The sequence below is a fragment of the Micromonospora sp. NBC_00330 genome (genome assembly GCF_036136635.1).
Taxonomy (GTDB): Bacteria; Actinomycetota; Actinomycetes; order Mycobacteriales; family Micromonosporaceae; genus Micromonospora; species Micromonospora salmantinae.
On the sequence record NZ_CP108012.1, the window covers coordinates 4,320,822 to 4,345,699 of the forward strand.

Sequence of the window (24,878 nt, forward strand, 5' to 3'; positions counted from 1 at the left end):
TAACGGTGGGGCCGGGCAGATCCCCGCTTTTCGGGGTCGTGTCCGCGCGTCGTAACACGAACCCCACCGCCGGTCGTGATATCCGCCTCAGAAGGGATGCCCCATGGCGTCGCCGGAAATCGAAGGCGATCCGGACGATCCGCTGACCGGGCACCCTGGCGCGCTGCGTCCGCTGACCGGCGAACTGGTCGCCGCGGTCCTCGCTGCCCGTGGCAGGTCCGTCGGCCCGACCCCCGACGGCGAGCTGGTGGGCTCCTTCGACGACAACCTGATCTGGTTCCTGCGAGTCGGCGGGGACGGGGAGCTGCTCCAGATCCGCACCATGGTCGATCCGACCTTCGGCATCGAACGGGTGCCCGACCTGTACGCGTTCTGCAACTCCTGGAACCACGACCGGCTCTGGCCCAAGGCGTTCGTCCACGTCGCCGACGACGGTCGGGCCCGGGTGTACGGCGAGGTGATCACCGACCTGGAACGCGGCGTGACACCACACCAGCTCGACCAACTGCTCGACTGTGGCATCTCCACCGGCTGCCAGCTGGCCGTTGCGGTCCGTCGACTGCCCGGCGCGGTGCCGTCGTGACCGGCCGGGACGAGTTCACCCGCAGCCGCACCGGCACGCCACCCACCGGCGCCGGCGACCGCCTCGCGCGGGGCCGCGTACCGGCGCTGGAGACCGCGCTCGCCGAGGCCCGGGACCTCCCCGACGGCCCGGCCCGGCAGGTGGCCCTGGAGCGGCTCGCCGAGCGCGCCGACGCGGCCGGCGACGTCCGGTCCGGGATGGACGCGCGGTTCGCGCTGATCGAGGCGTACCTGCTGCACGGGGAGCGGTGGCGTCTGGTCGAGCCGGTCCGGCGCTGCCGGGCCGCCGCCGACCACCGGCCCGACCTGCTCACCGAGACGGAGACCGGGCTGCTGCTGCGCTACCAGCGGTACGCGGTGGAGGCGCTGCTCGGCACCCCCCGGGTCGGGCTGGACCAGACCCGTTCCCTGCTGCACGACCTGGCGCACCGCGTCGGCGCGGACGGTCCGGACACACCGACCGTCGCGGAGCTGCACTGCCGGATCGCCGATCATCTCGGCGACGAGCCCACCGCCCGGCACTGGTACGAGCGATGGTCCGGAAAACGGCCGGGCCCGGCCGGCGGCTGCCCGGGCTGCGCCTCGGCCCGACGTGCCGAGCTGCTGGCCGGCTGGGGCGAGTGGCATGCCGCGGTCAGCGAGCTCGGGGAAACCGACGGCGACCCGCAGTCCTGCACCGACCAGCCCGAGCGGGACCTGGTCGCCGGTCTGCTGCCGGCACTGCGCACCGGCGAGCCGACACGGGCGGCGACGGCGCACGTGCGGGCGTACCGCCGGCACCGGCGGGAGCGCGCGGCGTTCCCGCACCTCGCCGCGCACCTACGGTTCTGCGCGCTGGGCGGGCACCTGGAGCGCGGGCTGGCCATTCTGGCCGAGCAGCTGCCCCGGTTGGACCGGCCGACCGACGATCTCGCCGCCATGGAGTTCGCCGCCGCCGGGGCACTGGTCTGCGGGCTGGCCGCCGACGCAGGGCTGGGCGGGCGGACGATGCCCCGGCCGGCGTACGGCGAGCGGACGGCCACCGAGTTGGACGTCGCCACGCTCGGGGCGCTGCTGCTCGGGGTGGCCAACGAGTTGGCCGGCAGCTTCGACGCGCGCAACGGCACCGGGCACCACTCCGGACGGATGGCCGCCTGGCTGGCCGAGCGCCCGCTCGCGGCGCCGGTTCCGCTGCCCACCGACGACGAACCTGACGAGCCCGACGAGCCCGAGGCCGAGCTGGGCGAACGTGAGTTGTCGGCGCTCTCCCTCGGCATGATCACCGGGATTCTGGACGGGCGCGGCGACCGGTACCTGGTGGACGAGGGCGAGACAGTGGTCGGTCACTGGGAGGGGGCGGTGATCCAGTTCCGGCGGGCCGGTGAGCGCGGCGAGGTGCTGCACGCCCGCGCCATGGCCAATCGCCGACTGCCGGCCGCCCGCCGCGCCGAGGCGTACGCCTTCTGCAACGCGTGGAACCACGACCGGCTCCTGCCCAAGGCGTACGCGCACGACCTCGGCGACGAGTTGGTGCTGGCCGGCGACGTGGCCACCGACCTGGCGCACGGGGTCGCCCCGGCGCAGCTACGGGTCCTCATGGACGCCGCCATCGCCACCGGCATCGCGTACGCCGAAGCCGTCGCCGCGCTGCCCTGATCCGCCAGGGGCGCAAAGGGTTGCGGTTGCCGCGCGACTGCATGACATCCGACAGGTCGCAACCGGGAGTACGGCACCGAGGTGATACCGCCGTCAGCCCCACCGCAACCCCTCGGGAGTCGTCATGAACCGCCCGCTCCGGTCCGGCATTCTCGGTGCCGCCGTGCTCGCCCTGTCCGCCCTCGCCGCCCCGACCGTTGCCGGTGCCGCCCCGGCAAAGCCGACCGTCTCGCCCAGCGCGACGGCCGGGAGCGCCGCGCCGACGATCCAGGCCCGGGCCGACATCGCCTTTCTCAGCGGCGACCCGTGGCACCCGTCGGGTCCGCTGGAGGTCAAGGTCGTCAACCAGGGTGGGGCAGCGGCGAAGGGCTTCTTCGTGCTCCGCCTGCCACAGGGCGCCGACCTGACCGCGGGCGGCGGCTGCCGGGCCGGCGGCGGTGCGACGAGGACCTGGGTCTGCGGCGGCGCGGAACTGTCCGCCGGAGGCGATCGGACGTACCGCCTGACGGTGACCTCGTCGGCTGCGCAGCCGGTTTTCGGGGTGACCGAGTGGGGTTCCGTTGCCGGTCAGGACGCCACCGGCCGCGCCGACCGACCCACCGACTTCCGGATCAACTGGCCGGATCCCACCACACTGCGGCTACGGGCCGCCGCCGGCCCGGTCGTCGACGGTGTCGCGACCATCCGGGTCCTGGTCATGAACACCGGCACGTTCGACATCGGCGGGTACTCGTTGAACGTCGCCACCCCGGACGGGGTGCGGGTGACCGCACCGGGGTGCTCCGACAGCGGCCGGATGAACGGTGTGGGCTGCGAAATCCTGCGCGAGCGCCGCCTGGCGGACGGCGCCACTGACAGTTTCGACGTACGGGTGGCGACCACTGGCGGCACGAAGAGCGTTCGGCTCTGGCTCGCGCCCACCAACCGGTACACCAACCAGGACACCTCGGTGACGCTCCGCCTGACCGGCGGCGGATCCGGCGGCGGCGGGGCCACCACCGCGCCACCGGCCGACCCGACCACGCCAGCGACCACGCTGCCGGCCACGCCCGCACCGGAGGCAACGGAACTGCCGCGCACCGGCACGACCACCGTCGCGTACGGCCTGATCGGCGTGTCACTGCTGACCATCGGCGGCGGACTGCTGCTCCTGCGACGCCGGCTCCAGCGAGACTGACCCGGAACGGCGAGCCTGATCGTGAAACGGCGATGCCCACCCGCACACGAGGTGCGGGCGGGCATCGTGACGCGTGCGGTCAGACCTCGACGACGGTGGGCACGATCATCGGCCGACGACGGTACTTGTCGTTGACCCACCGCCCCACTGTCCGCCGGACGATCTGCTGAAGCTGGTGCGGGTCGGTGATGCCGTCCGCCGCGGCCCGGTTGAGCGCCTCGGTGACCAGCGGCACCACCGGGTTGAACGCCTCCGGGTCCTCGGAGAAGCCCTTCGCGGAGAGCGTCGGGCCGGCGACCACCTTGCCGGTGACCGAGTCGACGACCACCGTGGTGGCGATGAAGCCGCCGTCACCGAGGATCCGCCGTTCGGTGAGCAGCGACTCGCTGACGTCACCGACGGCGAGGCCGTCCACGTAGACGTACCGGCTCTTCACGTGCCCCACCACGCTGGCGCGGCCCTCGACCAGGTCGACCACGTCGCCGTCCTCGCAGAGCACCACCCGATCGGCGGCGACCCCGGACTCGATGCCGAGCCGGGCGTGGGCACGCAGGTGACGCCACTCGCCGTGCACGGGCATCAGGTTGCTGGGCCGGACCACGTTGAGCAGGTAGAGCAGTTCCCCGGCGGGGGCGTGCCCGGAGACGTGCACCTTGGCCACGTCCTTGTGCACTACCACCGCGCCGGCCCGCGCGAGCCGGTTGATCACCCGGTAGACCGAGGTCTCGTTGCCCGGCACCAGTGAGGAGGCCAGCACGACCGTGTCACCGGGGGCGATGGTGATGTGCCGGTGGTCGCCGCTGGCCATCCGGCCCAGGGCGCTCATCGGCTCACCCTGGGAACCGGTGGACATCAGCACGATCTCATCTGGCGGCAGCGTGGTCGCCTCGTCGATGCTGATGACCAGGCCGGCCGGGATGTTGAGCAGGCCGAGGTCCCGGGCGATGCCCATGTTGCGGACCATGGACCGGCCGATCAGCGCGACCTTGCGGCCGTGCTCGGCGGCGGAGTCGAAGACCTGCTGCACACGGTGCACGTGCGAGGCGAACGAGGCCACGATGATCCGACCCTTGGCCTTCGCGAAGATCGAGTCGAGCACCGGGCCGATCTCCCGCTCCGGGGTGACGAAACCGGGGATCTCCGCGTTGGTGGAGTCGGACAGCAGCAGGTCGACGCCTTCGGCGCCGAGCCGGGCGAAACCGGCCAGGTCGGTGATCCGGCCGTCCAGCGGCAGCTGGTCCATCTTGAAGTCGCCGGTGTGCAGCACCAGGCCGGCGGGGGTGCGGATGGCCACCGCGAGGGCGTCCGGGATCGAGTGATTGACAGCGAAGAACTCACACTCGAACGGGCCGAGCCGCTCGCGGCCGCCCTCCCGCACGGTCAGCGTGTACGGCTGGATCCGCCGCTCGGCCAACTTCGCCTCGACCAGGGCGAGGGTGAATTGTGAGCCGACCAGCGGGATGTCGGGCTTGTGGGCGAGCAGGTACGGCACCGCGCCGATGTGGTCCTCGTGACCGTGCGTCAGCACGATCGCCTGGACGTCGGCCAGCCGGTCCAGGATCGGACCGAAGTCGGGCAGGATCAGATCCACACCCGGCTGCTCGACGTCGGGGAACAACACCCCGCAGTCGACGATCAGCAACTTGCCGTCGTACTCGAAGACGGTCATGTTCCGACCGATGGCACCGAGCCCGCCGAGCGGGATGATCCGCAGGCCGCCTTCCGGCAGCGGCGGGGGTAGCTCCGCCTCGATGTGCGCCTCGGTCACGCGTCCACCTCATTCTGCGACGCCGTTACTCGACGTCCATCGTGTCGTTCGTTCATTCGGGCAGCTCCAGGCCCGCTGCCGCGAAGTCCGCGCGCAGCTGGGCGATCTCGTCGTCGGTGGCGTCCACGAGCGGGGGTCGCACCGGGCCGGCCGGCAGGCCCAGCGACGCCAGGCCCGCCTTCACCAGGATGGTGCCCTGGGTGCGGAAGATGCCGGTGAACAGCGGCAGCAGCCGCCGGTGCAGGGCCAGCGCGGTCGGCATGTCCCCCGCGTCGTACGCCTCGATCATCTGTGCGGCCAGCGCCCCGGTGAAGTGCGTCGAGGTGCCGACCAGGCCCACGCATCCGACGGCCAGCGCCGGCAGGGTGAGTGCATCCTCACCGCTGTAGAAGGCGAGGGTGGTCCGGCTGGTGACCCAGCTGGTGGCGGTCAGGTCGCCCTTGGCGTCCTTGACCGCGACGATCCGGCCGTGTTCGGCGAGCCGGACCAACGTCTCGGTGTCGATCGGCACGCCGGAGCGGTGCGGAATGTCGTACAGCATCACCGGCAGGCCGGTGGCGTCGGCCACCGCGGTGAAGTGTCGCAGCAACCCGCTCTGCGGCGGCTTGTTGTAGTACGGGGTGACCACCAGCAGGCCGTGCGCACCAGCCTTCTCGGCGGCGGCGGCCAGCTCGATGGTGTGCCGGGTGTCGTTGGTGCCGACGCCCGCGACCACCTTGGCGCGGTCACCGACGGCCTCCACCACGGCCCGGATCAGGTGTTCCTTCTCCGCTTCGGTGGTGGTCGGCGACTCGCCGGTGGTGCCGTTGACCACCAGCGCGTCGTTGCCCTGCTCGTCGACCAGGTGGCTCGCCAGCCGGGCGGCGCCGTCGAGATCGAGGGAACCGTCGGAGGTGAACGGGCTCACCATGGCTGTGAGCAGCCGGCCGAAGGGGCGGGACGCCGGTCGGGCCGCAGCGTCGAGGTGGTCGTGCGTCATACCCTCCAACCTAGCGGACGACCAGCCGAGGCCCGCCGGGGAAGGGCTCAGGACGCCTCGTGCGGGCTGGCCGCCACTTCGGTGCCGTCCGGCAGCGTGGTGATCACGAAGTCGGCGAACACGTTCGGGGCGACCCCCTGGAGCTGGCGCAGGCACTCCACGGCCAGCTCACGGATCTCCACGTCGGCGTGCTCGGTGGCCCGCATCGCGACGAAGTGCCGCCAGGCCCGGTAGTTGCCGGAGACCACGATCCGGGTCTCGGTGGCGTTGGGCAGCACCGCGCGGGCCGCCTGCCGGGCCTGCTTGCGACGCAGCGTCGGGTTGGGCTCGTCGGAGAAGCGCTGCTCGAGGCCCTCCAGCAACTCGGTGTACGCCCGAACGCTCGCCTCGGCGGCCTCCACGAACTTCTTGTGCAGCTCCGGGTCGTCGGCGATGACGGCCGGCTCGACCATTGCCGCGTCCCGCTCCGGGACGTAGCGCTGCGACAGCTGGGAGTACGAGAAGTGCCGGTGCCGGATCAGCTCGTGGGTGAAGGAGCGGGACACCCCGGTGAAGTAGAAGGTGACCGACCCGTGCTCCAGCACACTCAGGTGCCCGACATCGAGGATGTGCGCCAGGTAGCCGGCGTTGGTGGCGGTCGCCGGGTTCGGCTTCTTCCACGACTGGTAGCAGGCCCGACCGGCGAACTCGGCGAGCGCCTGGCCGCCCTCCGCGTCGGTCGACCACGGCACGTCGTCCGGGGCCGCGAATTGGGTCCACGCGATCAACTTGACCTGGGGCTGCACCATGTCCGGCATTCCTGGGACTTTAGTGGTGGGGTGCCGCCCGACCCAACTCAGGCGCGCCCCGTGCAATGTCGATCACTCAGGCACCGGCCCCGCCGACGCCGCCGGGCGTCGGCCGAGGGCCGACGCCGAGGTCCAGGGACCGGGGCCGAGGTCCAGGGCCAGGGCCGAGGTCCAGGGCCAGGGCCGAGGTCCAAGGGCCAGGGCCGAGGTCCAAGGGCCAGGGCCGAGGTCCAAGGGCCAGGGCCGAGGTCCAAGGGCCAGGGCCGAGGTCCAAGGGCCAGGGCCGAGGTCCAAGGGCCAGGGCCGAGGTCCAAGGGCCAGGGCCGAGGTCCAAGGGCCAGGGCCGAGGTCCAAGGGCCAGGGCCGAGGTCCAAGGGCCAGGGCCGAGGTCCAAGGGCCAGGGCCGAGGTCCAAGGGCCAGGGGCCAGGGGCCAGGGGCCAGGGGCCAGGCATCGTCGTCGACGCCGGGGCGGACAGGTGCATCGGCGTCCTTTGGAGCTGAATCGTTTGCGACATCAGCCCCGGCGGGTGGGCCGCCCGAGCCTGCGACCGAGGCCCGAGCACCGTTCAGGCGCCTGGGCGACCCGAACGAGCCGAGCGACCTGGGCCCGAGCCGCTCGGCAGCCGCTTCCGCTCGCAAGATCGCGCAACATCATGGATGTAGTGGCATCCGTCGCGCCCGACCCCACTACATCCAGGATCGAGCGCGATCTTGGGGCGAGGTGCGTCTGCCGCCGTGGCGCGGACGCGGGGTGTGCGGCTGCTCACTGGGTGATCGACTCGGGTTCCTGAAAGTCGGGGTATCCGCGTCGGGTGGATGGCCCGGCTTCCTGAGAGCCGAGTCGATCATGGGTAATAGGCGCCGGAGGGCCCGTGATGTCGTAAACGAATCAGGTCCAAAGGACGCCCGAATAGCGCCCCCGGCCGAGGTCCGCGGTCGCGGTCTCGGCCACCGGCGCGTCCGGCGACAGACAGCGGCGCGTCCGGCGCCAGACAGCGGTGCGTCGGGCGGCGGCAGGTCGGGTACTGGCGTGTCGGGCGGCGGCAGGTCCGGCAGCGGCGCAGCGGGCACCGGCGGGTCGGACGGCGGCGGCGGCGCGGTCAGACGTAGAGCGAGGTGAACGGCGCCCAGGGCAGGTTGCGGAGCACCGAGAAGGCCAGCCACGCGGCCAGGAAGCCGCCGATGACCTTCGAGCTGATCCGCAGCTCGGGCAGTCGCCAACCGAACGCCTGGTTTCCCGCCCAGGCCACGAAGAGGTACGCGAGGAACGGCAGCGCGAAGACGAACAGGAAGTGGTGCCGGGCGGCGGCCGGCAGGTCGCCGTGCAACACGTACCAGAGCGCGCGGGTGCCACCACATCCCGGGCAGTCCAGCCCGGTGGTCAACTTGAGCAGGCAGGTGGGCGCGGCGTCCGGGTCGGCGTAGGTCGGGTTGCTGAGCAGCGCGTAGCTCATGCCGATGGCGACGCAGCCGACAGCGGCCAGCGGCACCGCCCAGCGCGGGGAACGTTCGTAGAGCCGCAACACGAACCGGGTGAGCCGGTCCGGCTCAGGCGCCGGGTAGCCACCCGGCGGGGTCATCGGCCAACCCTCCGGACCCGCGCCGCCGGGACCGAAGCCGCCGGGACCCGCGCCGCCGGGACCGAAGCCGCCGGGACCCGCGCCACCGGGGCCGAAGCCGCCGGGACCCGTGCCACCGGGACCGAAGCCGCCGGGACCCGCCCCACCGTCGGCCGGCGCCGTGTGGACCGCGCCGGGGGCGGGGTGCGGCTGGTCGACCGGTCCGGGAGCGCTCGTCACGCGCTCACGGTACACCGGACACGCCGGCCAACGCGGCGGTGAGCGGACCGGCCAGATCACCGGCTGCCGGCGGGGCCACCGCGTCCAGGCCGAGCCAGCCGGCGAGGCGGTACAGCTCGGCGGCGAGCGCGACGGCGGTCTCCCCCGGGTCGGCGCCGGGTTCGAGCCAGGCGGCCGGCACCAGCAGCACCCCGGCCTTCCGATCGGCCTTCAGATCGACCCGGGCGGTGAACCGGTCGCCCTGCAGAAACGGCAACACGTAGTAGCCGTAGACCCGCTGTGGCGCCGGAACGTAGATCTCGATCCGGTAGCTGAAGTCGAACAGCCGCTCGGTGCGGGCACGTTCCCAGATCAGCGGATCGAAGGGGCTGACCAGTGTGTTGCCCCGCACCCAGCGGGGCAGCCGGGCGGACGTGTGCAGCCAGGCCGGCTGTCGCCAGCCCGCCACTGTGACCGGCACCAGCTCACCGGCCTCGGCCAGCTCCGCGACGGCCTGCCGGGCGCCGGCCAGCGGCAACCGGAAGTAGTCGCGCAGCTCCGGCTCGGCGGCGACCCCGAGGGACCGCGCGGCGAGGGCGACCAGCGTCCGGTACGCCTCGGCGTCGGTCGGGGTGGGCGCGGCCAGCACCGCCGCGGGCAGCACCCGCTCGGGCAGGTCGTAGCGGCGGGCGAAGGAGGTGCTGCGCTCGGCGGCGACCACCTCCCCGGCCCAGAACAGGAACTCCAACGCCCGCTTGACCGCCGACCAGTTCCATCCCCAGTTGCCGGTCTCGCGGGGGGCGTCGTGCTCGATCTCGGCGGCGGTCAGCGGCCCCCGGGCGGCCACCTCGTCCCGGACCCAGGCGACCAGCTCCGGCTGCTCCTGGGCGATCCGCCGCATGCCGCCCCAGGATTCGCTGTGCGCTCGGGCCATCCGCCAGCGCAGCACCGGGTGCAGCTCCACCGGGACCAGCGACGCCTCATGGCCCCAGTATTCGAACAGCTCACGGGGGCGCCGGTAGGCGGCCTGGTCGAGCAACGTGGTCGGGTAGGGCCCGAGCCGGCTGTAGAGCGGCAGGTAGTGCGCGCGTTGCAGCACGTTGACCGAGTCCATCTGGATGAGCCCGACCCGGCCCAGCACGCGACGCAGGTGCCGGCGGGTGGGCACGCCCGTCGGCGCCGGGTCGGCGAAGCCCTGGGCGGCGAGCGCCACGCGGCGGGCCTGGGCGAGCGAGAGTGATTCCGGTGCGGTCATCGTCGGCGACCTTAATTCATCGGTACGACGCCGGTGCGGGAAGCTGGACGTGACGACCAACGAGGCATAGAACGGTGCAATGCTCACCATCCGTCGGGAGGAGCCGGACGACGCCGAGGCGATCGCCCGGGTGCACGTGCACGGCTGGCAGGCGGGCTACGCCGGTTTCATGCCCGACGAGGTGCTCGGGCGGCTCAACGTGGTGGCCTGGGCGCAGCGTCGTCGCGACGTCGGCACCGCCGATCCGGAACATCCGTTCACCACGGTGCTCGGCGAGGTGGACGGGTTGGTCGTGGGCTTCACGACCTTCGGGCCGTACCGCCGCAACCAGGACCGGGACGACCTGGACCCGACGGTCGGCGAGGTGGTGGCGCTCTACGTGGAGCCGGCCCACTGGGGTGACGGGACCGCCGCGGCGTTGCTGGACGCCGCCCGGAGCGGGCTCACCGAGCGGGGCTGGGCCGGCTACCGGGCGTGGGTGCTGGCGGACAACCGGCGGGCCCGGCGGTTCTGCGAGCGCGCCGGCCTGTCACCGGACGGTGAGGAGTCGACCTACCAGGTGCCGCTGGCCGGTGGGGGCCCGCCGGTCGGGCTGGTCGAGCTGCGGTACGCCGGACGCCTCGACCGCTGACCCGTTCGGGGTCAGCCACCGGCGGATCGGCAGGAAGGCCAGCAGCGCCAGACTGACCCACATGTAGGCGTTGCTGCCCAGGAAGCCGTCGACGCCGGTGAAGTCCTTCTCCCAGAGCCAGACGGTCCGGCTGATCAGCAGCGCGTACCCGATGGTCGCGGCGACCAGCAGGACCTGCCGTCGGCGGCCGGCCGGCGCGGCCATCGCGTTGTCGACCAGCAGGATCAACGCGGGCAGCAGCCAGACCAGGTGGTGCACCCAGGTGACCGGGCTGACCAGGCACATCACCGCGCCGGTCAGCGCCAGGCCGGTCGCCTCGTCGCCGGCCGCGACGGCGGCCCGGGACCGCCAGGCCCAGAGCGCCAGGGTGCCCAGCACCAGCAGCAGCCACAGCAGGGTGCTCGGGTGCTCCGGGTCGAGCCGGGCGACCACCCCGCGCAACGACTGGTTGGAGACGAAGGCCAGCTCGCCCACCCGCCCGGTGTTCCACAGCGCCTCGGTCCAGAACTCCCGGGACGCGTCCGGGAAGAGCGCGGCGGCCAGCAGCGACACCCCGGCGGCCGTGCCGCTGGCGGTGAGCGCCGCCCGCCACCGCCCGGTCACCAGCAGGTAGACGATGAACACGCCAGGGGTCAGTTTGATCGCGGTGGCGAGGCCGATGCCCACCCCGGTCCACCGGTTGCCGGCCGGCAGCAGCCGCAGCAGGTCCACCGCCACCAGGAAGAGCAGCAGCGTGTTGACCTGGCCGAAGTTGACCGTCTCCCGCATCGGTTCGAACGCGGCGGCCAGGCAGAGCGCCACGGCGAGGGCGAACCACCTGGTCCAGCCGGCGCGGCGCGCGATCGGGTCGACCAGCCACCAGATCAGCACCGTGGTGGTGGCCACGCTGGCGAGCACGCTCACCACGATCGCGGCCGTCCACGGCAGATACGCCATCGGCAGCATGACGAGCGCCGCGAACGGCGGGTAGGTGAAGCCGTACTGGGTGCCCGGCTTGAGGTAGTCGTAGATCTCCCCGCCGTCGTGCACCCACCAGGTCAACGCGCCGTAGTAGACCTTCAGGTCGAAGAACCCGTGCCGGACGGCGGCGACGGCGAGGAACCCGGTGACCGCCGCGGCGAGCACCACCACCCCGACGACCTGCGCGGTCGTCCTGTTGGCACCCTGCGCCACCGTCGTCTCCCTCGCCCTGCGTAGGCTTCCGTCCCATGGCTCTCGGGTACGTCCGCCCGGCGCGTCCCGAGGACGCCGGCGAGATCGCACGCATCCAGCTCGCGACCTGGCGGGTCGCGTACCGCCGGATCCTGCCTCGGCATGTGCTCGACAACCTGGACGAGGCGTTCCTCGCCCGGCGGTGGAGCGCCGCGGTGCTGGAGCCGCCCTCGGGCGCGCACCGGGTGCTTGTCGCCGTCGAACAGGCCGAGCAATCGTATCTGGTGGGGTTCGCCGCCTCCGGCCCGGCCGACGCCGAGGCGTTGGCCCCGGGTGAGCCGGCCGACGCGCTCGGCCCGGACGTGGCGGCGGTGACCGACCTGCTGGTGGAGCCGCGGTGGGGCCGTCGGGGGCACGGCAGTCGACTGCTCGCGGCCACCGTCGACCTGTGGCGGGAGGACGGGATGAGTCGGGCGGTGGCCTGGGCGTTCGACGGTGACGAGGCGACCCGAAAGTTCCTGACCAGCACCGGGTGGGAGCCCGACGGCGCGGCCCGGGCGCTGGACGTCGACGACATGCTGGTGCCTCAGGTGCGTCTGCACGTGGGCGTGCCGACCGAGAAGGTGCCTGTCGACGACGAGCCCGTTGGCTGACCCGCGCTGACGCCCCGGCCCGGATACCGGCACGGGTCGGCGTGCCCCGGCCGGAGTGGGTGCCGATGTCCGACCTGTCGCCTACGGTCGGCCCATGAGCTCAGCCACCGCGCCGCTGTCGGCGCCGACCGCCGAGGGTCACCTGGAGGGGTTCCGGGTCGAGCTGACCGGCTACTGCTACCGGATGCTCGGCTCGCTGTTCGACGCCGAGGACGCGGTGCAGGAGACTCTGCTGCGGGCCTGGCGCGGGTGGGACGGTTTCGACGGCCGCTCCAGCACGCGCACCTGGCTCTACCGGATCGCCACCAACGTCTGCCTGGATCTGCTGAGGGGTCACCGGCGGCGGGCCATGCCGACGGATTTCGGTGACCCGTCGCCGCCGGTGGCCCCGAGCCTTGGTGACCCGGAGACGGGTTGGGTGGGGCCGGCGGCGGATGCGGCGGTGTTGCCCACTGCGGATCCGGCAGAGCTGGCCGTGCTGCGGGATTCGGTCCGGTTGGCGTTCGTCGCCGCGCTCCAGCACCTGCCTCCCCGGCAGCGCGCGGTACTGATCCTGCGGGACGTGTTGCGCTGGCATGCCGACGAGGTCGCCGGTCTGCTCGAGACCAGCGTGCCCGCCGTCAACAGTGCGCTGCAACGTGCCCGGGCCACGCTGGCCGAGCGGGCCGGCGCGACGCCGGGCCCGGCCCTGGACGAGGAGCATCGCGACCTGCTGGACCGCTACGTGCGGGTGTTCGAGCGCTACGACATCGACGCTCTCGTGGGTCTGCTGCGCGAGGACGCGGTGCACAGCATGCCTCCGTACCGGATGTGGTTGTCGGGGGCGGCCGACATCGGCCGGTGGATGGTTTCCTGGCCGGCGTCCGGCTGCCAAGGTTCCCGGCTCCTGCCGGTGTCGGCCAATGGCGCTCCGGCGCTGGCGCAGTACCGTCCTGACCAGGCTGGGGGGCGCCGAGCGTTCTCCATCCAGCTCATCGACGTCGCCGACGGCCGGATCACCCGGCTCACCCACTTCCTGGAGCCGGCGCTCTTCGCCCGCTTCGGCCTGCCCGACAAAATCGCCTGACGGTGCACCGATGAGTTCGGGGCCGGACCGTCGTCCACCCTCCGACACTGACCGTCACCAGGAGGGTGAGAACGATGCGGACAGCACACCCCGCAGCCGGGCGTCGGGAGTGGATTGGGCTGGCCGTGTTGGCCCTGCCCACTCTGCTGCTGGCACTCGACCTGAGCGTGCTCTATCTGGCCCTGCCGAGCCTCAGCGCGGACCTCGGCGCCGACAGCACCCAGCAGTTGTGGATCACCGATGCGTACGGTTTCCTGGTGGCCGGTTTCCTGGTCACGATGGGCACACTGGGCGATCGGGTGGGTCGTCGACGCCTGTTGTTGATCGGGGCCGGTGCCTTTGCCGTGGTCTCGGTGGTGGCCGCCTACGCACCGAACCCGCCGCTGCTGATCGCCGCGCGGGCACTGCTCGGTGTCGCCGGGGCCACGCTGATGCCTTCCACGCTGGCCCTGATCAGCAACATGTTCCAGATCCCGGCGCAGCGCGCGGTAGCGGTCGGGGTCTGGATGAGCTGCTTCATGGGCGGGATGGCGGTCGGGCCGGTGATCGGCGGGGTGCTGCTGGAGAATTTCTGGTGGGGCTCGGCGTTCCTGCTGGGTGTGCCGGTGATGGCGGTGTTGCTGGTGGTCGCGCCGCTGCTGCTTCCGGAGTTCCGCGACCCGCGCCCCGGCCGACTGGACCTGGTCAGCGTCGCGTTGTCGCTCGCCACCATCCTGCCGGCGGTCTACGGCATCAAGGAGCTGGCCCGGCACGGTTGGCGCCCGCTGGCCGTGCTGGCGATCGTGACCGGCCTGCTGGTGGGGGTGGTCTTCGTGCGGCGGCAGCGCCGGCTTCCTCATCCGCTGCTGGACGTGGGCCTCTTCGGCAACCGCACGTTCACTGCCGCACTGCTGGTGTTCCTGCTCAACGGTCTGTTGATGGGCGGCACCTTCCTGCTGGTCAGCCAGTGGCTGCAACTGGTCGAAGGGCTGACCCCGCTGCGCGCCGGGCTGCTGCTGGTGCCGCAGGCGGTGGCGATGATCGGCGCGACCACTGTGGCTCCGTTGCTGGCCCGTCGGTTCCGGCCGGGGCACGTGATGGCCGTCGGGCAACTGATCACGGCGGCGGGTTTCCTGCTCCTCACCGGCGCGGACGGCGACCACGCCCTGTTTGTCGTCCTGGTCGCCTTCGTCGTCACCTCCGCCGGGATCGCGTTGCCGTCGGCCCTGGTCACCGACCTGATCGTCGGGTCGGCGCCGCCGGAACGGGCCGGCTCGGCAGCGTCGCTCTCGGAGACCAGCGGCGAGTTGGGCATCGCCCTGGGTGTGGCGGTCCTGGGCAGCGTGGGCGCCGCCGTCTACCGTGCCGAGCTGGGCCCGGCGCTGCCCGCGGGTCTGCCCGCCGAGGCGGCGGCCCGTGCCCGCGACGGGTTGGCCGGGGCGGTGACGGTGGCCGGTGAGCTGCCGGGCGGGGTGGGCGGTCCGCTGGTCGAGGCGGCCCGGGCGGCGTACACGAGCGGGCTGGTCGTGGCGGCCACCGCCGGTGCCGTCGTGCTGCTCGGGCTGGCAGTGGTCGCCGCGTTGGCGTTCCGGTCGGTGCCGTCCTACGCGCCGGTCGGTGCCGAGCCGGCCCAGCCCGAGGAGCCCGCGTCGACCGCCACCCCACACTGATGCGCGGAGCCGGTGTGGCGGTTCCGATTATCGGCACCGCCACACCGGGTCGGTCAGCCCTTGTCCGAGCCGTCGTTGGCGTCGCGGACGAAGTACCGCTGGAACACCACGAAGATGATCGCTACCGGGATGGTGGCCAGCAGTGCGGCGCCGAGCTTGAGCGGGTACTGGGTGCCCTTGCCGAGCGAGCCGCTGACCAGGTCGGCCAACCCGCGCGGCAGGGTGAACAGGTCCGGGTCCTGCACCGACACCAGGCTGTGCGGGAACTCGTTCCAGGAGCCCTGGAACGACAGGATGGTGAGGGTGATCAGCGCCGGTTTCGCCATGGGCAGCACCACCGACCAGAAGGTACGGAAGATGCTCGCCCCGTCTATTCGGGCGGCCTCCTCGACACTCACCGGGATCGACTCGAAGAACTGCTTCATGATGAACACGCCGGCCGCGTCGGCCAGCAGCGGCACCACCAGCCCGGCGTAGCTGTTGTAGAGGCCGAGCTGGTTGAGCACCAGGAACTTCGGGATCAGCAGCACCACTCCGGGCACCGCCATCACCGCGATGACGGCGGCGAACAGGCCGCCGCGGCCGGCGAACCGCAGCCGGGCCAGCGCGTACCCGGCGAGCGAGTCGAAGAAGACCCGGCCGATGGTGACCAGCACCGTCACCAGTAGTGAGTTGCCCAGCCACAGCGGGAAGTTGGTGCCGGCGAAGACGCGTTCGAAGCCGGCCAGCGTGAGCGGGTCCGGAAACGGTGACAGCGGGTTCGCCGCCGCGTCGGGCTCGGTCTTGAGCGCGTTGCCGATCTGGATGACGAACGGGTAGAGGAACACCAGCCCGAAGAAGACCAGCGTGGCGTACCCCAGGAAGCGGGTGGCCAGGGTGCGGGCCGCGCGCTGCTGACGCCGCGCGGGCGCCGCCGCCGGGCGGTCGGTGAGCACGGCCATCTCAGGACCTTCCCGGTACGCGCCGACGCCACGGGCCGCGGCGCGGCCGGTCGGTGTCCCGCTCGGCCAGCGCCCGGCGCTGGATCAGTGTGAGCACGATGATGATCAGGAACAGGACGAAGGAGATCGCCGCGCCGGAGCCGTAGTCGAAGTCCCGGAAGGCGGTCCGGTACGACAGGTACGCCGGGGTGAGCGTTGTCTTGGCCGGGTCGCCCTGGCTCATCACGTACACCTGGTCGAAGACCTGCCAGGAGCCGATCATGCCGAGGGTGAGCACCAGGAAGGTGGTGGGCCTGATCATCGGCAGTGTGACGTACCGGAAGCGCTGCCACCGGGACGCGCCGTCGAGGGTGCTCGCCTCGTCCAGGGTGACCGGCACGTTCTGCAGCCCGGCCAGGAACATCAGCATGAAGGTGCCGGAGGTGGTCCAGACCACCAACGTGATGATGGAGATCATCGCCACGCTCGGACCGGCCAGCCAGTCCCACCAGGTCAGCCCGAACGGGCCGCCGTCGACCAGTGCCGCCGGTGGCGAGTCGACGCCGACCGCGCCGAACAGCAGGTGCAGCACGCCCCGGGAGTCGGCGAACCACTCCGGGCCGTCGATCCCGAGGAAACCGAGCAGCGCGTTCACCGCGCCGGAGTTGGCGAAGAGGAACAGGAACACCACGCTGATCGCGACCGAGCTGGTCACCGAGGGGAAGTAGAAGGCGCTGCGGAAGAAGCTCTTGCCCTTGAGCATCCGGTTGTTGACGACCAACGCCAGCCCGAGCGCGAGCACTGTCTGCGCCGGCACCACGATCGCCACGTAGTAGATGTTGTTGCGGATGCTGGTCATGAAGTCGCGGCGGGCCAGCCCGTCCTCGGTGAACAACTGGGTGTAGTTGTGCGCGCCGACGAACGGGACGTCGCCGGTGAACGGGCTGCCCTGGCCGTTCCAGTCGGTCAGGCTGACCCACAGCGCCATCAGGATGGGCAGCAGCAGGAACAGCCCCAGAATGACGATCACCGGCGCGACGAAGAGCCAGCCGGCGAGGTTCTCGTTGCTCCGGATGCCGCCCCTGCGTCGGCGGGGGCCGGCCCCGCCCGCGGTCGCCACGGCGGTCAGTGTCTCGGTTGCCATCTTCCCTCCCTTCCTCTCTCCGGCCGACGTGCGGCGGGGGCCCCGTTGCTCGTCGGGGCCCCCGCCGTCACCTCAGCTGCCGCCGAGCGCCGCCTTGGCGTTCTTGTCGAAGTTCTGCAGCACGGTCTTCGGGTCGCCGTTGGCCAGCCCCTGCAGACCGGTGTCGAGGTCCTTGAGGACGCTGTCCATCTTCGGGGCGTTCACCGGGCCCTGGGCGTACGCGGCGCCGTCGATGAACACCTTGTCCGCCGGGAACGCTGCGGTGTACTGGTCGCGCGCCGACTGGCGGGACGGCATGACACCGAACGCCTTCGCGAAGGTCATCTGCTGCTCGCCGCTGGTCATCGCCTCGACGAACTTGATCGCCTGATCCTTGTACTTGCTCTTCGCGGCGATGCCCCAGCACTGGGTGAAGGAGAGCGTGCCCTGTCCCTTGGGGCCGGCCGGCAGCGCCACGACCTTGTACTTCACGTTCGGGAAGTCGTTCTGGAGGGCACCCTTGATCCAGTTGCCCTCGATGGTCATCACGGCCTTGCCCTTGCCGAACGCCTCACCGGACCAGCCGGCGTCGAGCTGCTTCGGGTACTTGGCCAGGCCGGTGCCGAGCATGGTCTTGACGTACTGGAGGGCGGCGAGGTTCTCCGGGGTGTCTGCCGTGGGCTGCTTGCCGTCCTTGCTCACCAGCCAGCCGCCGTTCTGCACCATGAAGGCGCCGATCCGGTCCCGGGTGTCACCGAGGGCCAGCGGGACCTGCCCCTTGGCCTTGATCTTCTGGGCGGCGGCGGTGAGCTGCTCCCAGGTCGTCGGCACGTCGGCGTCGGTCAGCCCGGCCTTGCTCCACAGGTCGGTGTTGATCTGGAGGGCCAGGGTCGAGAAGTCCTTGGGCGCGCAGTAGAGCTTGCCGTCGTACGTGAAGGTGGTGCGCAGGCTCTCGTAGAAGTCGGCCGAGTTGCTGACCTTGTCGCCGTACGGCTCGAGGGCGCCGACGCTGGCGTAGTCGGCGAACTGGGCCGCGTCCACGTAGAAGACGTCCGGCGGGGTGCCGCCCGCGAGCGCCTGACCGAGCTGCTGGGTGAGGTCCTGAGCCGGGGTGACGGTCGCGGTGTTGCCGGAGCTGCTGGCCCACTTCGCGGCGGCGTCCTGCACGGCCTTGGTCTCGGCCTCGCCGGACGAGCCGATCAGGATCTGCAGGCTGGCCGGGCCGCTGGACTGGGCGGTGTCGCCGGAGGAGTCGTCGAAGCCGCTGCCGCAGGCGGCGGAGCCGAGGAGGGCGACGGCGGCGAGGCCGGCCACCGCTGCCCGGGTGATTGTTCGGGGTGCCATGGTTTCTCCTGGTGGGGGGTGGGACTACGCGGTGTGCCGCAGTGCCAACGAGGGCTGGAGCAGCACGGGGGTGGGGGTCTCGTGGTCGCCGTCGAGGACCCCGGTGAGCAGGTCCACGCAGCGGGCGGCGGCCTCGCCGAGCGGTTGGCTGACGCTGGTCAGCCCGACCGCGGCGGCCACCGGCGTGTCGTCGAAGCCGATCACCGAGACGGGCGGGTCGACGCCGCGAATCGCCTGGAGGGCGCCGAGGGCGAGTGAGTCGCTGGCGCAGACCACGGCGCTCGGTGCCACTGTGTCGAGCAGGTCGTGCATCAGGCGTTCGCCCTCGGCGATGCCGTCCTCGGTCTCCCGGTGCAGCCCGGTCGGGTCGACGCCGGCCGCACGCAGCGCGTCGCGCCAGCCGGCCCGTCTGTCGTCGCCGACGCCGGAGCCGACCGGCCAGCCGAGAAAGGCGATCCGCCGGTGGCCGGCGTCGAGCAGACGCCGGGTGGCCTGGGCGGTGCCGGCGGCGCCGTCCACGTCCACCCAGGGGTGCGCGTCGAGCGCGTCCCATGGGCGACCGAAGGTCACGAACGGCACGTCCCGGTCGGCGAGCCATTCGGTACGCGGGTCGCCGTACTTGGTGCCCACCAGCACGAACGCGTCCAACTCGTAGGTGCCGAGCAGGTCGCCGTAGGTGGCGATCTCCCGGTCGTCGTCGGTGGCGGTGTAGAGCAGCACCCGGTAGCCGGCGGCGTCGGCGGTCTCGGTGAGGCCGTGCAGGAAGCGGTCGAGCACGGAGCCGTTGATGCCGTCGCGGGTCGGGTCGATCCGGGCGGCGATGAGGCGGGACCGGCCGGTGCGCATCTGTCGGGCGGCCTGGTTGGCCCGGTAGCCGAGCGCGTTGATCGCGTCCTCGACCCGCTGACGGGTCTCCTGCCGCACGATGTGCGGGCTGTTGAGCACGTTGGACACCGTCTGCCGGCTGACTCGGGCGTGCCGGGCCACCGTCGCGATGGTCACCTTTTCGGCCACTTAATCCCTCTCGCCGTCTTGAACGATCCAATTTGGATAAGGCAGGATTGGATCGTTCAAGTTTCTGGAATGTTTCGCACTTTGCACCGCCAGCGGCGCGTTGTCAAGATGACCGCCGCGCACCCCGAGGATCTGGAGCCACACCGTGATCGAACGCCAGCTGCAACCCCTCCTGCACGAGTTGGTCGGGGTGGTCTTCGCCCCGACCAGCGCGCTGGGGGACGCGACCGGGCAGATCCGCCCAACCGGCGTCCAGGGCGTCTTCCACGCCGACGCCCGGGTGCTCTCCCGCGCCGAGCTGCGGGTCGACGAGCGGGAGCTGGAAGGGTTGACCCGCGGCGACGACGGCCCGCACGGCGCCCACTTCGTGAGCCTCGCCCGCTGGCTCGGTGACCCCACGCCCGACCCCACCGTCCGCGTCGACCGGCTCCGGCGGGCCACCCGCAACGGACTCACCGAAGAGCTGCGGATCGTCTCCACCGCCACTGTCGGCGTACGGGCCACCGTCACCGTCGACCTCGGCTGCGACCTGGCACCCATCGAGGTCGTCAAGTCCGGTGGCGCCACCGACGCGCTGACGGCCACTACCGGTCATCCCGGCACGCTCACCTGGTCGGGCACCGGGATCACCGTCACCGTCACCGCGCCGGGCGCCGACGTGCTGGTCGACGGTGAGCGGGCCACCGCACCCCGGCTGGTCTGGCCGGTCGACCTGCCCCCCGGCGGCGAGACGGTGCTGCGCTGGCAGTTGACAGTCGACGACCCGCGCGCCGTCGTCGTCGGCCCGGCCGGCGAGCCCGAGTGGTCCCGACCCGAGGTGACCGCCGACGACCGACGCCTCGTCCGGCTGCTCGACCGCAGCCTGGACGACCTGCGCGGCCTCCGACTGGCCGAGACCGGCGCACCCGGCGACGTGTTCCTCGGCGCCGGGGTGCCCTGGTTCCTCACCCTGTTCGGCCGGGACAGCCTCTGGGCCGCCCGGATGATGCTGCCGCTCGGCACCGACCTGGCCGCCGGCACCCTGCGCGTGCTCGCCCGCCGGCAGGGCACGCGGATCGACCCGACGACCGGCGAGGCCCCCGGCAAGATCCTGCACGAGCTGCGCCGCCACGCGTTCGCCCTGCCCGACAACGGCCTACGCCTCCCGCCGGCGTACTACGGCACCGTCGACGCCACGATGCTCTGGGTCAACCTGCTGCACGACGCGTGGCGTTGGGGAATGCCCGCCGAGCAGGTCGAGCCCCTGCTGCCGCACCTGGAGGCGGCGCTGCGCTGGCTCGGCGAGCACGCCGACCCGGACGGCGACGGCCTGGTCGAGTACGTCGACACCACCGGACACGGCCTGTCCAACCAGGGCTGGAAGGACTCCGGCGACGCCGTCCGCTTCCACGACGGCACCCTCGCCACCGCGCCGATCGTGCTGGCCGAGGTGCAGGGGTACGCGCACGAGGCCGCCGTGAACGGCGCAGCCCTGCTGGACGCCTTCGGTCGACCGGACGCCGACCGCTGGCGCGAGCACGCCGCCGCGCTGGTCGGCCGGTTCCGCAAGAGCTTCTGGGTCGACGGTCGCCACGGGCCGCAACCAGCGCTGGCCCTCGACCGCGACAAGCGCCCAGTCGACTCGCTGACCAGCAACATCGGCCACCTGCTCGGCACCGGCCTGCTCGACCGCGACGAGGAGGCCCAGGTCGCGCACCTGCTCACCACCGACACGATGGCCGCCGGATTCGGGCTACGCACCATGTCCAGCGACGACGCCGGGTTCAGCCCGTTGTCGTACCACTGTGGCTCGATCTGGACCCACGACACCGCGATCGTGCTCGGTGGGCTGGCCCGCGCCGGGCACCGCGACGCCGCGCTCGGTCTGGCCGACGGGCTGCTCAGCGCGGCCGAGACGTTCGACTACCGGATGCCGGAGCTGTACGGCGGCGACGACCGGGCACTGGTGAGCCGTCCGGTACCGTACCCGGCCGCATGCCGACCGCAGGCGTGGGCCGCGACGGGCGCGGTGCTGCTGCTCCAGGCCGCCACGGGGCTCTACCCGGACGTGCCGGGCGGCACGGTCCGGCTGGCGCCTCTGGCGGGAGCGAAGTTCGGCGCCGTAGCGGTCGACGGCCTCCGCGTGGCCGGCACCCCGGTGCACGTCACTGTCGACAGCACCGGCGAAGCCACAGTCACCGGCCTCCCCACCCCCCTGACCGCAACCCCAACCCTCCCCACCCAACGCCGCCCCACAACCCCTCTCCCCCACTAGTCCCCAACCCGGGACCCGCCCCGCGCCGCCCCGCGCCGTCGATCATGGAGTTGTGGTGGGCAACAGCTCCATATGTGCCCCTTATGCGAGGCACCACAACTCCATGATCGACCCAGGCTGGGCCGGACTCGCCGGCGATCTTGCAGTTTCGGTTGTCGAGATGGGTTGAATGTTCTTTATGTCGCAACAGAAACTGCAAGATCGCGGGGGTCAGGGGGTTCGTTCGGCGATCAGTTCGTCGTCGTCCATGGCACCCGTGGGGTGGAAGCCCAGGGAGGTGTAGAGGGCTGCGGCCGGGGTGTTGTCGGGGTGGTACGACAGGCGGACCGGGGGGTTGCCGGCCTGGGCCGCCAGCCAGGGGGCCAGCGTCTGCACGGTGGCCCGGCCGACGCCCTGGGCCTGCTCGGCGGCGTCGATCAGCATCCCGCCGATCCAGTGCGAACCGTCGTCGTCCACGCCCCACATGACGTGGCCGACGACGGTCTCGTCGGCGTACACCGCGAGCGAGTTCCACACCTCGGAGCGCATGCTGAGCAGCAGATAACGCGCGCCCAGCGCGGCCACGAACCGTCGCTGGTCGTCGCGCGGGGCGACGTCGGCCACCGCCCGCCAGTTGTCGTCGTCGACCGGCCGGAGGGTGACCCGCCTCCCGAGCCGGTCCAGGTGTCCTGCATTGATCATCCGGCGGATGCTACCCGGCCCGCGCCCGCAGATCTTGGACACTTTCCGTCAGCGCGGAACGGAAACTGTCCAAGATCTAGGCGATCTGGGCCACGTTAGCGGGCGGAGGGACGGGCCGGTCAGTCGAGCAGGGCGTCCAGGCCGACGGTGAGGCCGGGGCGGTTGCGCACCGCGCGGACGGCCAGCAGCACACCCGGCATGAACGACACCCGGTCGTACGAGTCGTGCCGGATGGTCAGCGTCTCGCCGGTGCCGCCGAACAGCACCTCCTGGTGGGCGACCAGGCCGGTGGCGCGCACCGCGTGGACGCGTACCCCGTCGATCTCGGCGCCGCGCGCACCCGGCACCTCGTCCTTGGTGGCGTCCGGGACCGGCCCCAGCCCGGCCTCCGCGCGGGCCCGGGCGATCTGCCGGGCGGTGTGGGTGGCGGTGCCGCTCGGAGCGTCCAGCTTGCGCGGGTGGTGCTGCTCGATGATCTCGACGGACTCGAAGTGTCGGGCGGCCCGCGCGGCGAACTGCATCATCAGCACCGCGCCGATACCGAAGTTCGGGGCGATGACCACGCCCACCTCGGGCTTGTCGGCCAGCCAGCCGCGCACCTGCTCCAGCCGCTGCTCGGTGAAGCCGGTGGTGCCGACCACCGCGCTGATGCCCTGCTCGATGCTCCACTGGAGGTTGTCCATGACGACGTCGGGCGTGGTGAAGTCGACGACCACCTCGGCGGTGGAGACGGAGGAGCGGTCGTCGCCCTGGTCGATCGCCGCGGTCAGGGCGAGATCGGCGGCGGCGTCGACCGCCTTGCAGACCTCGATGCCCATCCGGCCGCGCGCACCAAACACGCCGACCCGCAGCTGCTGGGCCGGGGTCCTTCCCTGCTCGTCAGTCACGGGGCACAACCTATCCCAATCGGGACGGGCCCTTCCGGCCGGATCCGCTGTGCTCCACCGGCCGGGACGCCCGATCGGGCACCTCGGCCGGGCACCTCGACCGGGTCGGGCGGCAGTCCTCAGACCGCGAAGTCGCCGGCGCCGAACGGGCCCACCACGGCCAGCGACATCGGTCGGCTGAGCAGCTCGGCGGCGAGGACGTTCACGTCCTCCACGGTGACCTCGTCGACCCGGCGGAGCAGCTCGTCGACAGGCATCAGGTCGCCGTAGAGCAGCTCACCCTTGGCCAGCCGGCTCATCCGGGAACCGGTGTCCTCCAGGCCGAGCACGAACGAGCCCTTGCTCATCCCCTTGCCCCGGGCCACCTCGGCCTCGGTCAACCCGTCGGCGGCCACCCGGGCCAGCTCGGCGCGGGTCAGGGCCAGCACCTCGTCCACCTTGCCCGGCGCGCAGCCGGCGTAGACGGCGAACAGGCCGGTGTCGGCGTACTGGCTGGCGTAGGAGTAGACCGAGTACGCGAGGCCGCGCTGCTCGCGGATCTCCTGGAACAGGCGGCTGGACATGCCACCGCCGAGCACGTTGTTGAGCACCCCGAGGGCGAACCGCCGATCGTCGAGCCGGTCGATGCCGGGGCAGCCGAGGATGACGTGTGCCTGCTCGGTCTCCTTCGGCTCCACCACCGTGGTCGCCGGCTTGGTGCGTACCGCCGGGGTCGCCGCGCGGTGCGGCGCCGGGCTGGCCGGGTCGCTGTCCAGCGGGGTGCCGCGCACGGCCTGACGGACCAGCTTGACCACCGCGGCGTGGTCGAGGTTGCCGGCGGCGGCGATGACGATCTGCGGCGCGGTGTAGCGACCCCGGTAGAAGCTCTGGATCTGCCGCCGGGTCATCGGGGTGACGGTCTCCGCGGTGCCGGAGATCAGCCGGCCCAGCGGGTGATCGCCGTAGACGGCCTCGACGAAGAGGTCGTGCACCTCGTCACCCGGCTCGTCGTCGTGCATGGCGATCTCCTCCAGGATCACGCCACGCTCGGTCTCGACGTCGGCCGGCTCCAACAGCGAGTCGGCGACCAGGTCGCACATCACGTCGATCGCCAGCGGCAGGTCCTCGTCCAGCACGCGGGCGTAGTAGCAGGTGTATTCCTTCGTGGTGAAGGCGTTGGTCTCGCCACCCACCGCCTCGATCTGCGAGGAGATCTCCAGTGCGGTGCGCTTGTGGGTGCCCTTGAAGAGCAGATGCTCGAGGAAGTGCGCGGCACCGGCCTGCGGGCCGGTCTCGTCACGCGAGCCGACCGCCACCCAGATACCGAACGAGACGCTGCGCATCGCCGGAATCGCCTCGGTGAGGACGCGCAGGCCGCTGGGCAGCACGGTACGTCGTACCGTGCCGCCCAGCGGGTCGTCGCTGAGCGTCCGGGTCACCGCGCGGGCGGTGCCGCCGGAGCGGCCCGCCCCGGTGTCCCGAGACGGGGCCACCCCCCGTCGATCCGGTGGAAACGGCGCGCTGATGGCCCGACTCACGACTTGCTCCCGGTTCGACGAGGG

21 protein-coding genes are annotated in these 24,878 nt (G+C 72.0%); 8 read left to right on the forward strand and 13 right to left on the reverse strand.

Annotated elements, in window-relative coordinates; all coding sequences use genetic code 11:
* Nucleotides 1-103: 103 nt before the first annotated feature.
* The 3 genes from OG598_RS19415 to OG598_RS19425 all read left to right on the forward strand — a co-directional run bounded on the left by OG598_RS19415 (nt 104) and on the right by OG598_RS19425 (nt 3,394).
* On the forward strand, nt 104-583 hold the full coding sequence (locus OG598_RS19415) for a YbjN domain-containing protein (protein ID WP_328650483.1): 480 nt from the start codon (nt 104-106) through the stop codon (nt 581-583).
* Nucleotides 584-669: 86 nt separating this feature from the next.
* Nucleotides 670-2,217, forward strand: a complete 1,548-nt coding sequence (locus OG598_RS19420; RefSeq protein ID WP_328655378.1) for a YbjN domain-containing protein — start codon at nt 670-672, stop codon at nt 2,215-2,217.
* Nucleotides 2,218-2,341: 124 nt separating this feature from the next.
* On the forward strand, nt 2,342-3,394 hold the full coding sequence (locus OG598_RS19425; protein WP_328650484.1) for an LPXTG cell wall anchor domain-containing protein: 1,053 nt from the start codon (nt 2,342-2,344) through the stop codon (nt 3,392-3,394).
* A 79-nt stretch (nt 3,395-3,473) separates the two neighbouring features.
* Here OG598_RS19425 and OG598_RS19430 read toward each other — a convergent pair whose 3' ends face one another.
* The 5 genes from OG598_RS19430 to OG598_RS19450 all read right to left on the reverse strand — a co-directional run bounded on the left by OG598_RS19430 (nt 3,474) and on the right by OG598_RS19450 (nt 9,963).
* A complete protein-coding gene (locus OG598_RS19430) occupies nt 3,474-5,162 on the reverse strand; it encodes a ribonuclease J (protein ID WP_091400429.1) in 1,689 nt (562 codons plus the stop codon).
* Nucleotides 5,163-5,214: 52 nt separating this feature from the next.
* Complete coding sequence (gene dapA / locus OG598_RS19435) at nt 5,215-6,141, reverse strand: 4-hydroxy-tetrahydrodipicolinate synthase (RefSeq protein WP_328650485.1); 927 nt, start codon at nt 6,139-6,141, stop codon at nt 5,215-5,217.
* Nucleotides 6,142-6,188: 47 nt separating this feature from the next.
* Nucleotides 6,189-6,929, reverse strand: a complete 741-nt coding sequence (gene thyX, locus OG598_RS19440; RefSeq protein ID WP_328655379.1) for an FAD-dependent thymidylate synthase — start codon at nt 6,927-6,929, stop codon at nt 6,189-6,191.
* 1,101 nt (nt 6,930-8,030) lie between these two features.
* Nucleotides 8,031-8,729 (reverse strand): DUF2752 domain-containing protein, encoded by a 699-nt coding sequence (locus tag OG598_RS19445; RefSeq protein ID WP_328650486.1) that lies wholly within the window; start codon nt 8,727-8,729, stop codon nt 8,031-8,033.
* Between the two features lie 4 nt (nt 8,730-8,733).
* A complete protein-coding gene (locus OG598_RS19450; protein WP_328650487.1) occupies nt 8,734-9,963 on the reverse strand; it encodes a winged helix-turn-helix domain-containing protein in 1,230 nt (409 codons plus the stop codon).
* 79 nt (nt 9,964-10,042) lie between these two features.
* Between OG598_RS19450 and OG598_RS19455 the strand changes: the two genes are divergently transcribed.
* Nucleotides 10,043-10,594, forward strand: a complete 552-nt coding sequence (locus OG598_RS19455; RefSeq protein WP_328650488.1) for a GNAT family N-acetyltransferase — start codon at nt 10,043-10,045, stop codon at nt 10,592-10,594.
* Here OG598_RS19455 and OG598_RS19460 read toward each other — a convergent pair.
* Nucleotides 10,493-11,767 carry a glycosyltransferase 87 family protein gene (locus OG598_RS19460; protein WP_328650489.1) on the reverse strand — a complete coding sequence of 425 codons (1,275 nt, stop codon included), beginning with the start codon at nt 11,765-11,767 and terminating at the stop codon, nt 10,493-10,495. The two genes, OG598_RS19455 and OG598_RS19460, sit on opposite strands and share 102 nt — an antisense overlap.
* A gap of 35 nt (nt 11,768-11,802) precedes the next feature.
* Between OG598_RS19460 and OG598_RS19465 the strand changes: the two genes are divergently transcribed.
* The 3 genes from OG598_RS19465 (at nt 11,803) to OG598_RS19475 (ending at nt 15,114) form a co-directional block, all read left to right on the forward strand.
* On the forward strand, nt 11,803-12,399 hold the full coding sequence (locus OG598_RS19465) for a GNAT family N-acetyltransferase (protein WP_328650490.1): 597 nt from the start codon (nt 11,803-11,805) through the stop codon (nt 12,397-12,399).
* A 94-nt stretch (nt 12,400-12,493) separates the two neighbouring features.
* A complete protein-coding gene (locus OG598_RS19470; protein WP_328650491.1) occupies nt 12,494-13,465 on the forward strand; it encodes a sigma-70 family RNA polymerase sigma factor in 972 nt (323 codons plus the stop codon).
* Between the two features lie 74 nt (nt 13,466-13,539).
* On the forward strand, nt 13,540-15,114 hold the full coding sequence (locus tag OG598_RS19475; RefSeq protein ID WP_328650492.1) for an MFS transporter: 1,575 nt from the start codon (nt 13,540-13,542) through the stop codon (nt 15,112-15,114).
* A 53-nt stretch (nt 15,115-15,167) separates the two neighbouring features.
* On the opposite strand, the gene OG598_RS19480 is transcribed toward OG598_RS19475, so the two are convergent.
* The 4 genes from OG598_RS19480 to OG598_RS19495 all read right to left on the reverse strand — a co-directional run bounded on the left by OG598_RS19480 (nt 15,168) and on the right by OG598_RS19495 (nt 19,515).
* Entirely contained in the window at nt 15,168-16,055 is an 888-nt protein-coding gene (locus tag OG598_RS19480) for a carbohydrate ABC transporter permease (RefSeq protein ID WP_328650493.1), read from the reverse strand.
* Nucleotide 16,056: 1 nt separating this feature from the next.
* Complete coding sequence (locus tag OG598_RS19485) at nt 16,057-17,178, reverse strand: carbohydrate ABC transporter permease (RefSeq protein WP_328650494.1); 1,122 nt, start codon at nt 17,176-17,178, stop codon at nt 16,057-16,059.
* A gap of 72 nt (nt 17,179-17,250) precedes the next feature.
* Nucleotides 17,251-18,501: a sugar ABC transporter substrate-binding protein gene (locus OG598_RS19490; RefSeq protein ID WP_328650495.1), complete on the reverse strand. Its 1,251-nt coding sequence runs from the start codon at nt 18,499-18,501 to the stop codon at nt 17,251-17,253.
* A gap of 24 nt (nt 18,502-18,525) precedes the next feature.
* Nucleotides 18,526-19,515: a LacI family DNA-binding transcriptional regulator gene (locus OG598_RS19495; protein WP_328650496.1), complete on the reverse strand. Its 990-nt coding sequence runs from the start codon at nt 19,513-19,515 to the stop codon at nt 18,526-18,528.
* Between the two features lie 145 nt (nt 19,516-19,660).
* On the opposite strand from OG598_RS19495, the gene OG598_RS19500 reads away from it, so the two are divergent.
* A complete protein-coding gene (locus OG598_RS19500) occupies nt 19,661-21,769 on the forward strand; it encodes a glycogen debranching N-terminal domain-containing protein (protein ID WP_328650497.1) in 2,109 nt (702 codons plus the stop codon).
* Nucleotides 21,770-21,979: 210 nt separating this feature from the next.
* Here OG598_RS19500 and OG598_RS19505 read toward each other — a convergent pair whose 3' ends face one another.
* The 3 genes from OG598_RS19505 to OG598_RS19515 form a co-directional block, all read right to left on the reverse strand.
* Nucleotides 21,980-22,450, reverse strand: coding sequence for a GNAT family N-acetyltransferase (locus tag OG598_RS19505; protein ID WP_328650498.1), 471 nt, complete (start codon nt 22,448-22,450; stop codon nt 21,980-21,982).
* A 119-nt stretch (nt 22,451-22,569) separates the two neighbouring features.
* On the reverse strand, nt 22,570-23,337 hold the full coding sequence (dapB, locus tag OG598_RS19510) for a 4-hydroxy-tetrahydrodipicolinate reductase (RefSeq protein WP_328650499.1): 768 nt from the start codon (nt 23,335-23,337) through the stop codon (nt 22,570-22,572).
* Nucleotides 23,338-23,456: 119 nt separating this feature from the next.
* Nucleotides 23,457-24,854, reverse strand: coding sequence for a M16 family metallopeptidase (locus tag OG598_RS19515; protein WP_328650500.1), 1,398 nt, complete (start codon nt 24,852-24,854; stop codon nt 23,457-23,459).
* Between the last annotated feature and the right edge of the window lie 24 nt (nt 24,855-24,878).

Bases quoted from the DNA above. Each gene is read 5' to 3' on its own strand.
- OG598_RS19415 (WP_328650483.1), top strand. From the start codon at position 104: ATGGCGTCGCCGGAAATCGAAGGCGATCCGGACGATCCGCTGACCGGG.
- OG598_RS19425 (WP_328650484.1), top strand. From the start codon at position 2,342: ATGAACCGCCCGCTCCGGTCCGGCATTCTCGGTGCCGCCGTGCTCGCC.
- dapA (WP_328650485.1), bottom strand. From the start codon at position 6,141: ATGACGCACGACCACCTCGACGCTGCGGCCCGACCGGCGTCCCGCCCC.
- thyX (WP_328655379.1), bottom strand. From the start codon at position 6,929: ATGGTGCAGCCCCAGGTCAAGTTGATCGCGTGGACCCAATTCGCGGCC.
- OG598_RS19450 (WP_328650487.1), bottom strand. From the start codon at position 9,963: ATGACCGCACCGGAATCACTCTCGCTCGCCCAGGCCCGCCGCGTGGCG.
- OG598_RS19455 (WP_328650488.1), top strand. From the start codon at position 10,043: ATGCTCACCATCCGTCGGGAGGAGCCGGACGACGCCGAGGCGATCGCC.
- OG598_RS19465 (WP_328650490.1), top strand. From the start codon at position 11,803: ATGGCTCTCGGGTACGTCCGCCCGGCGCGTCCCGAGGACGCCGGCGAG.
- OG598_RS19470 (WP_328650491.1), top strand. From the start codon at position 12,494: ATGAGCTCAGCCACCGCGCCGCTGTCGGCGCCGACCGCCGAGGGTCAC.
- OG598_RS19475 (WP_328650492.1), top strand. From the start codon at position 13,540: ATGCGGACAGCACACCCCGCAGCCGGGCGTCGGGAGTGGATTGGGCTG.
- OG598_RS19480 (WP_328650493.1), bottom strand. From the start codon at position 16,055: ATGGCCGTGCTCACCGACCGCCCGGCGGCGGCGCCCGCGCGGCGTCAG.
- OG598_RS19485 (WP_328650494.1), bottom strand. From the start codon at position 17,178: ATGGCAACCGAGACACTGACCGCCGTGGCGACCGCGGGCGGGGCCGGC.
- OG598_RS19490 (WP_328650495.1), bottom strand. From the start codon at position 18,501: ATGGCACCCCGAACAATCACCCGGGCAGCGGTGGCCGGCCTCGCCGCC.
- OG598_RS19505 (WP_328650498.1), bottom strand. From the start codon at position 22,450: ATGATCAATGCAGGACACCTGGACCGGCTCGGGAGGCGGGTCACCCTC.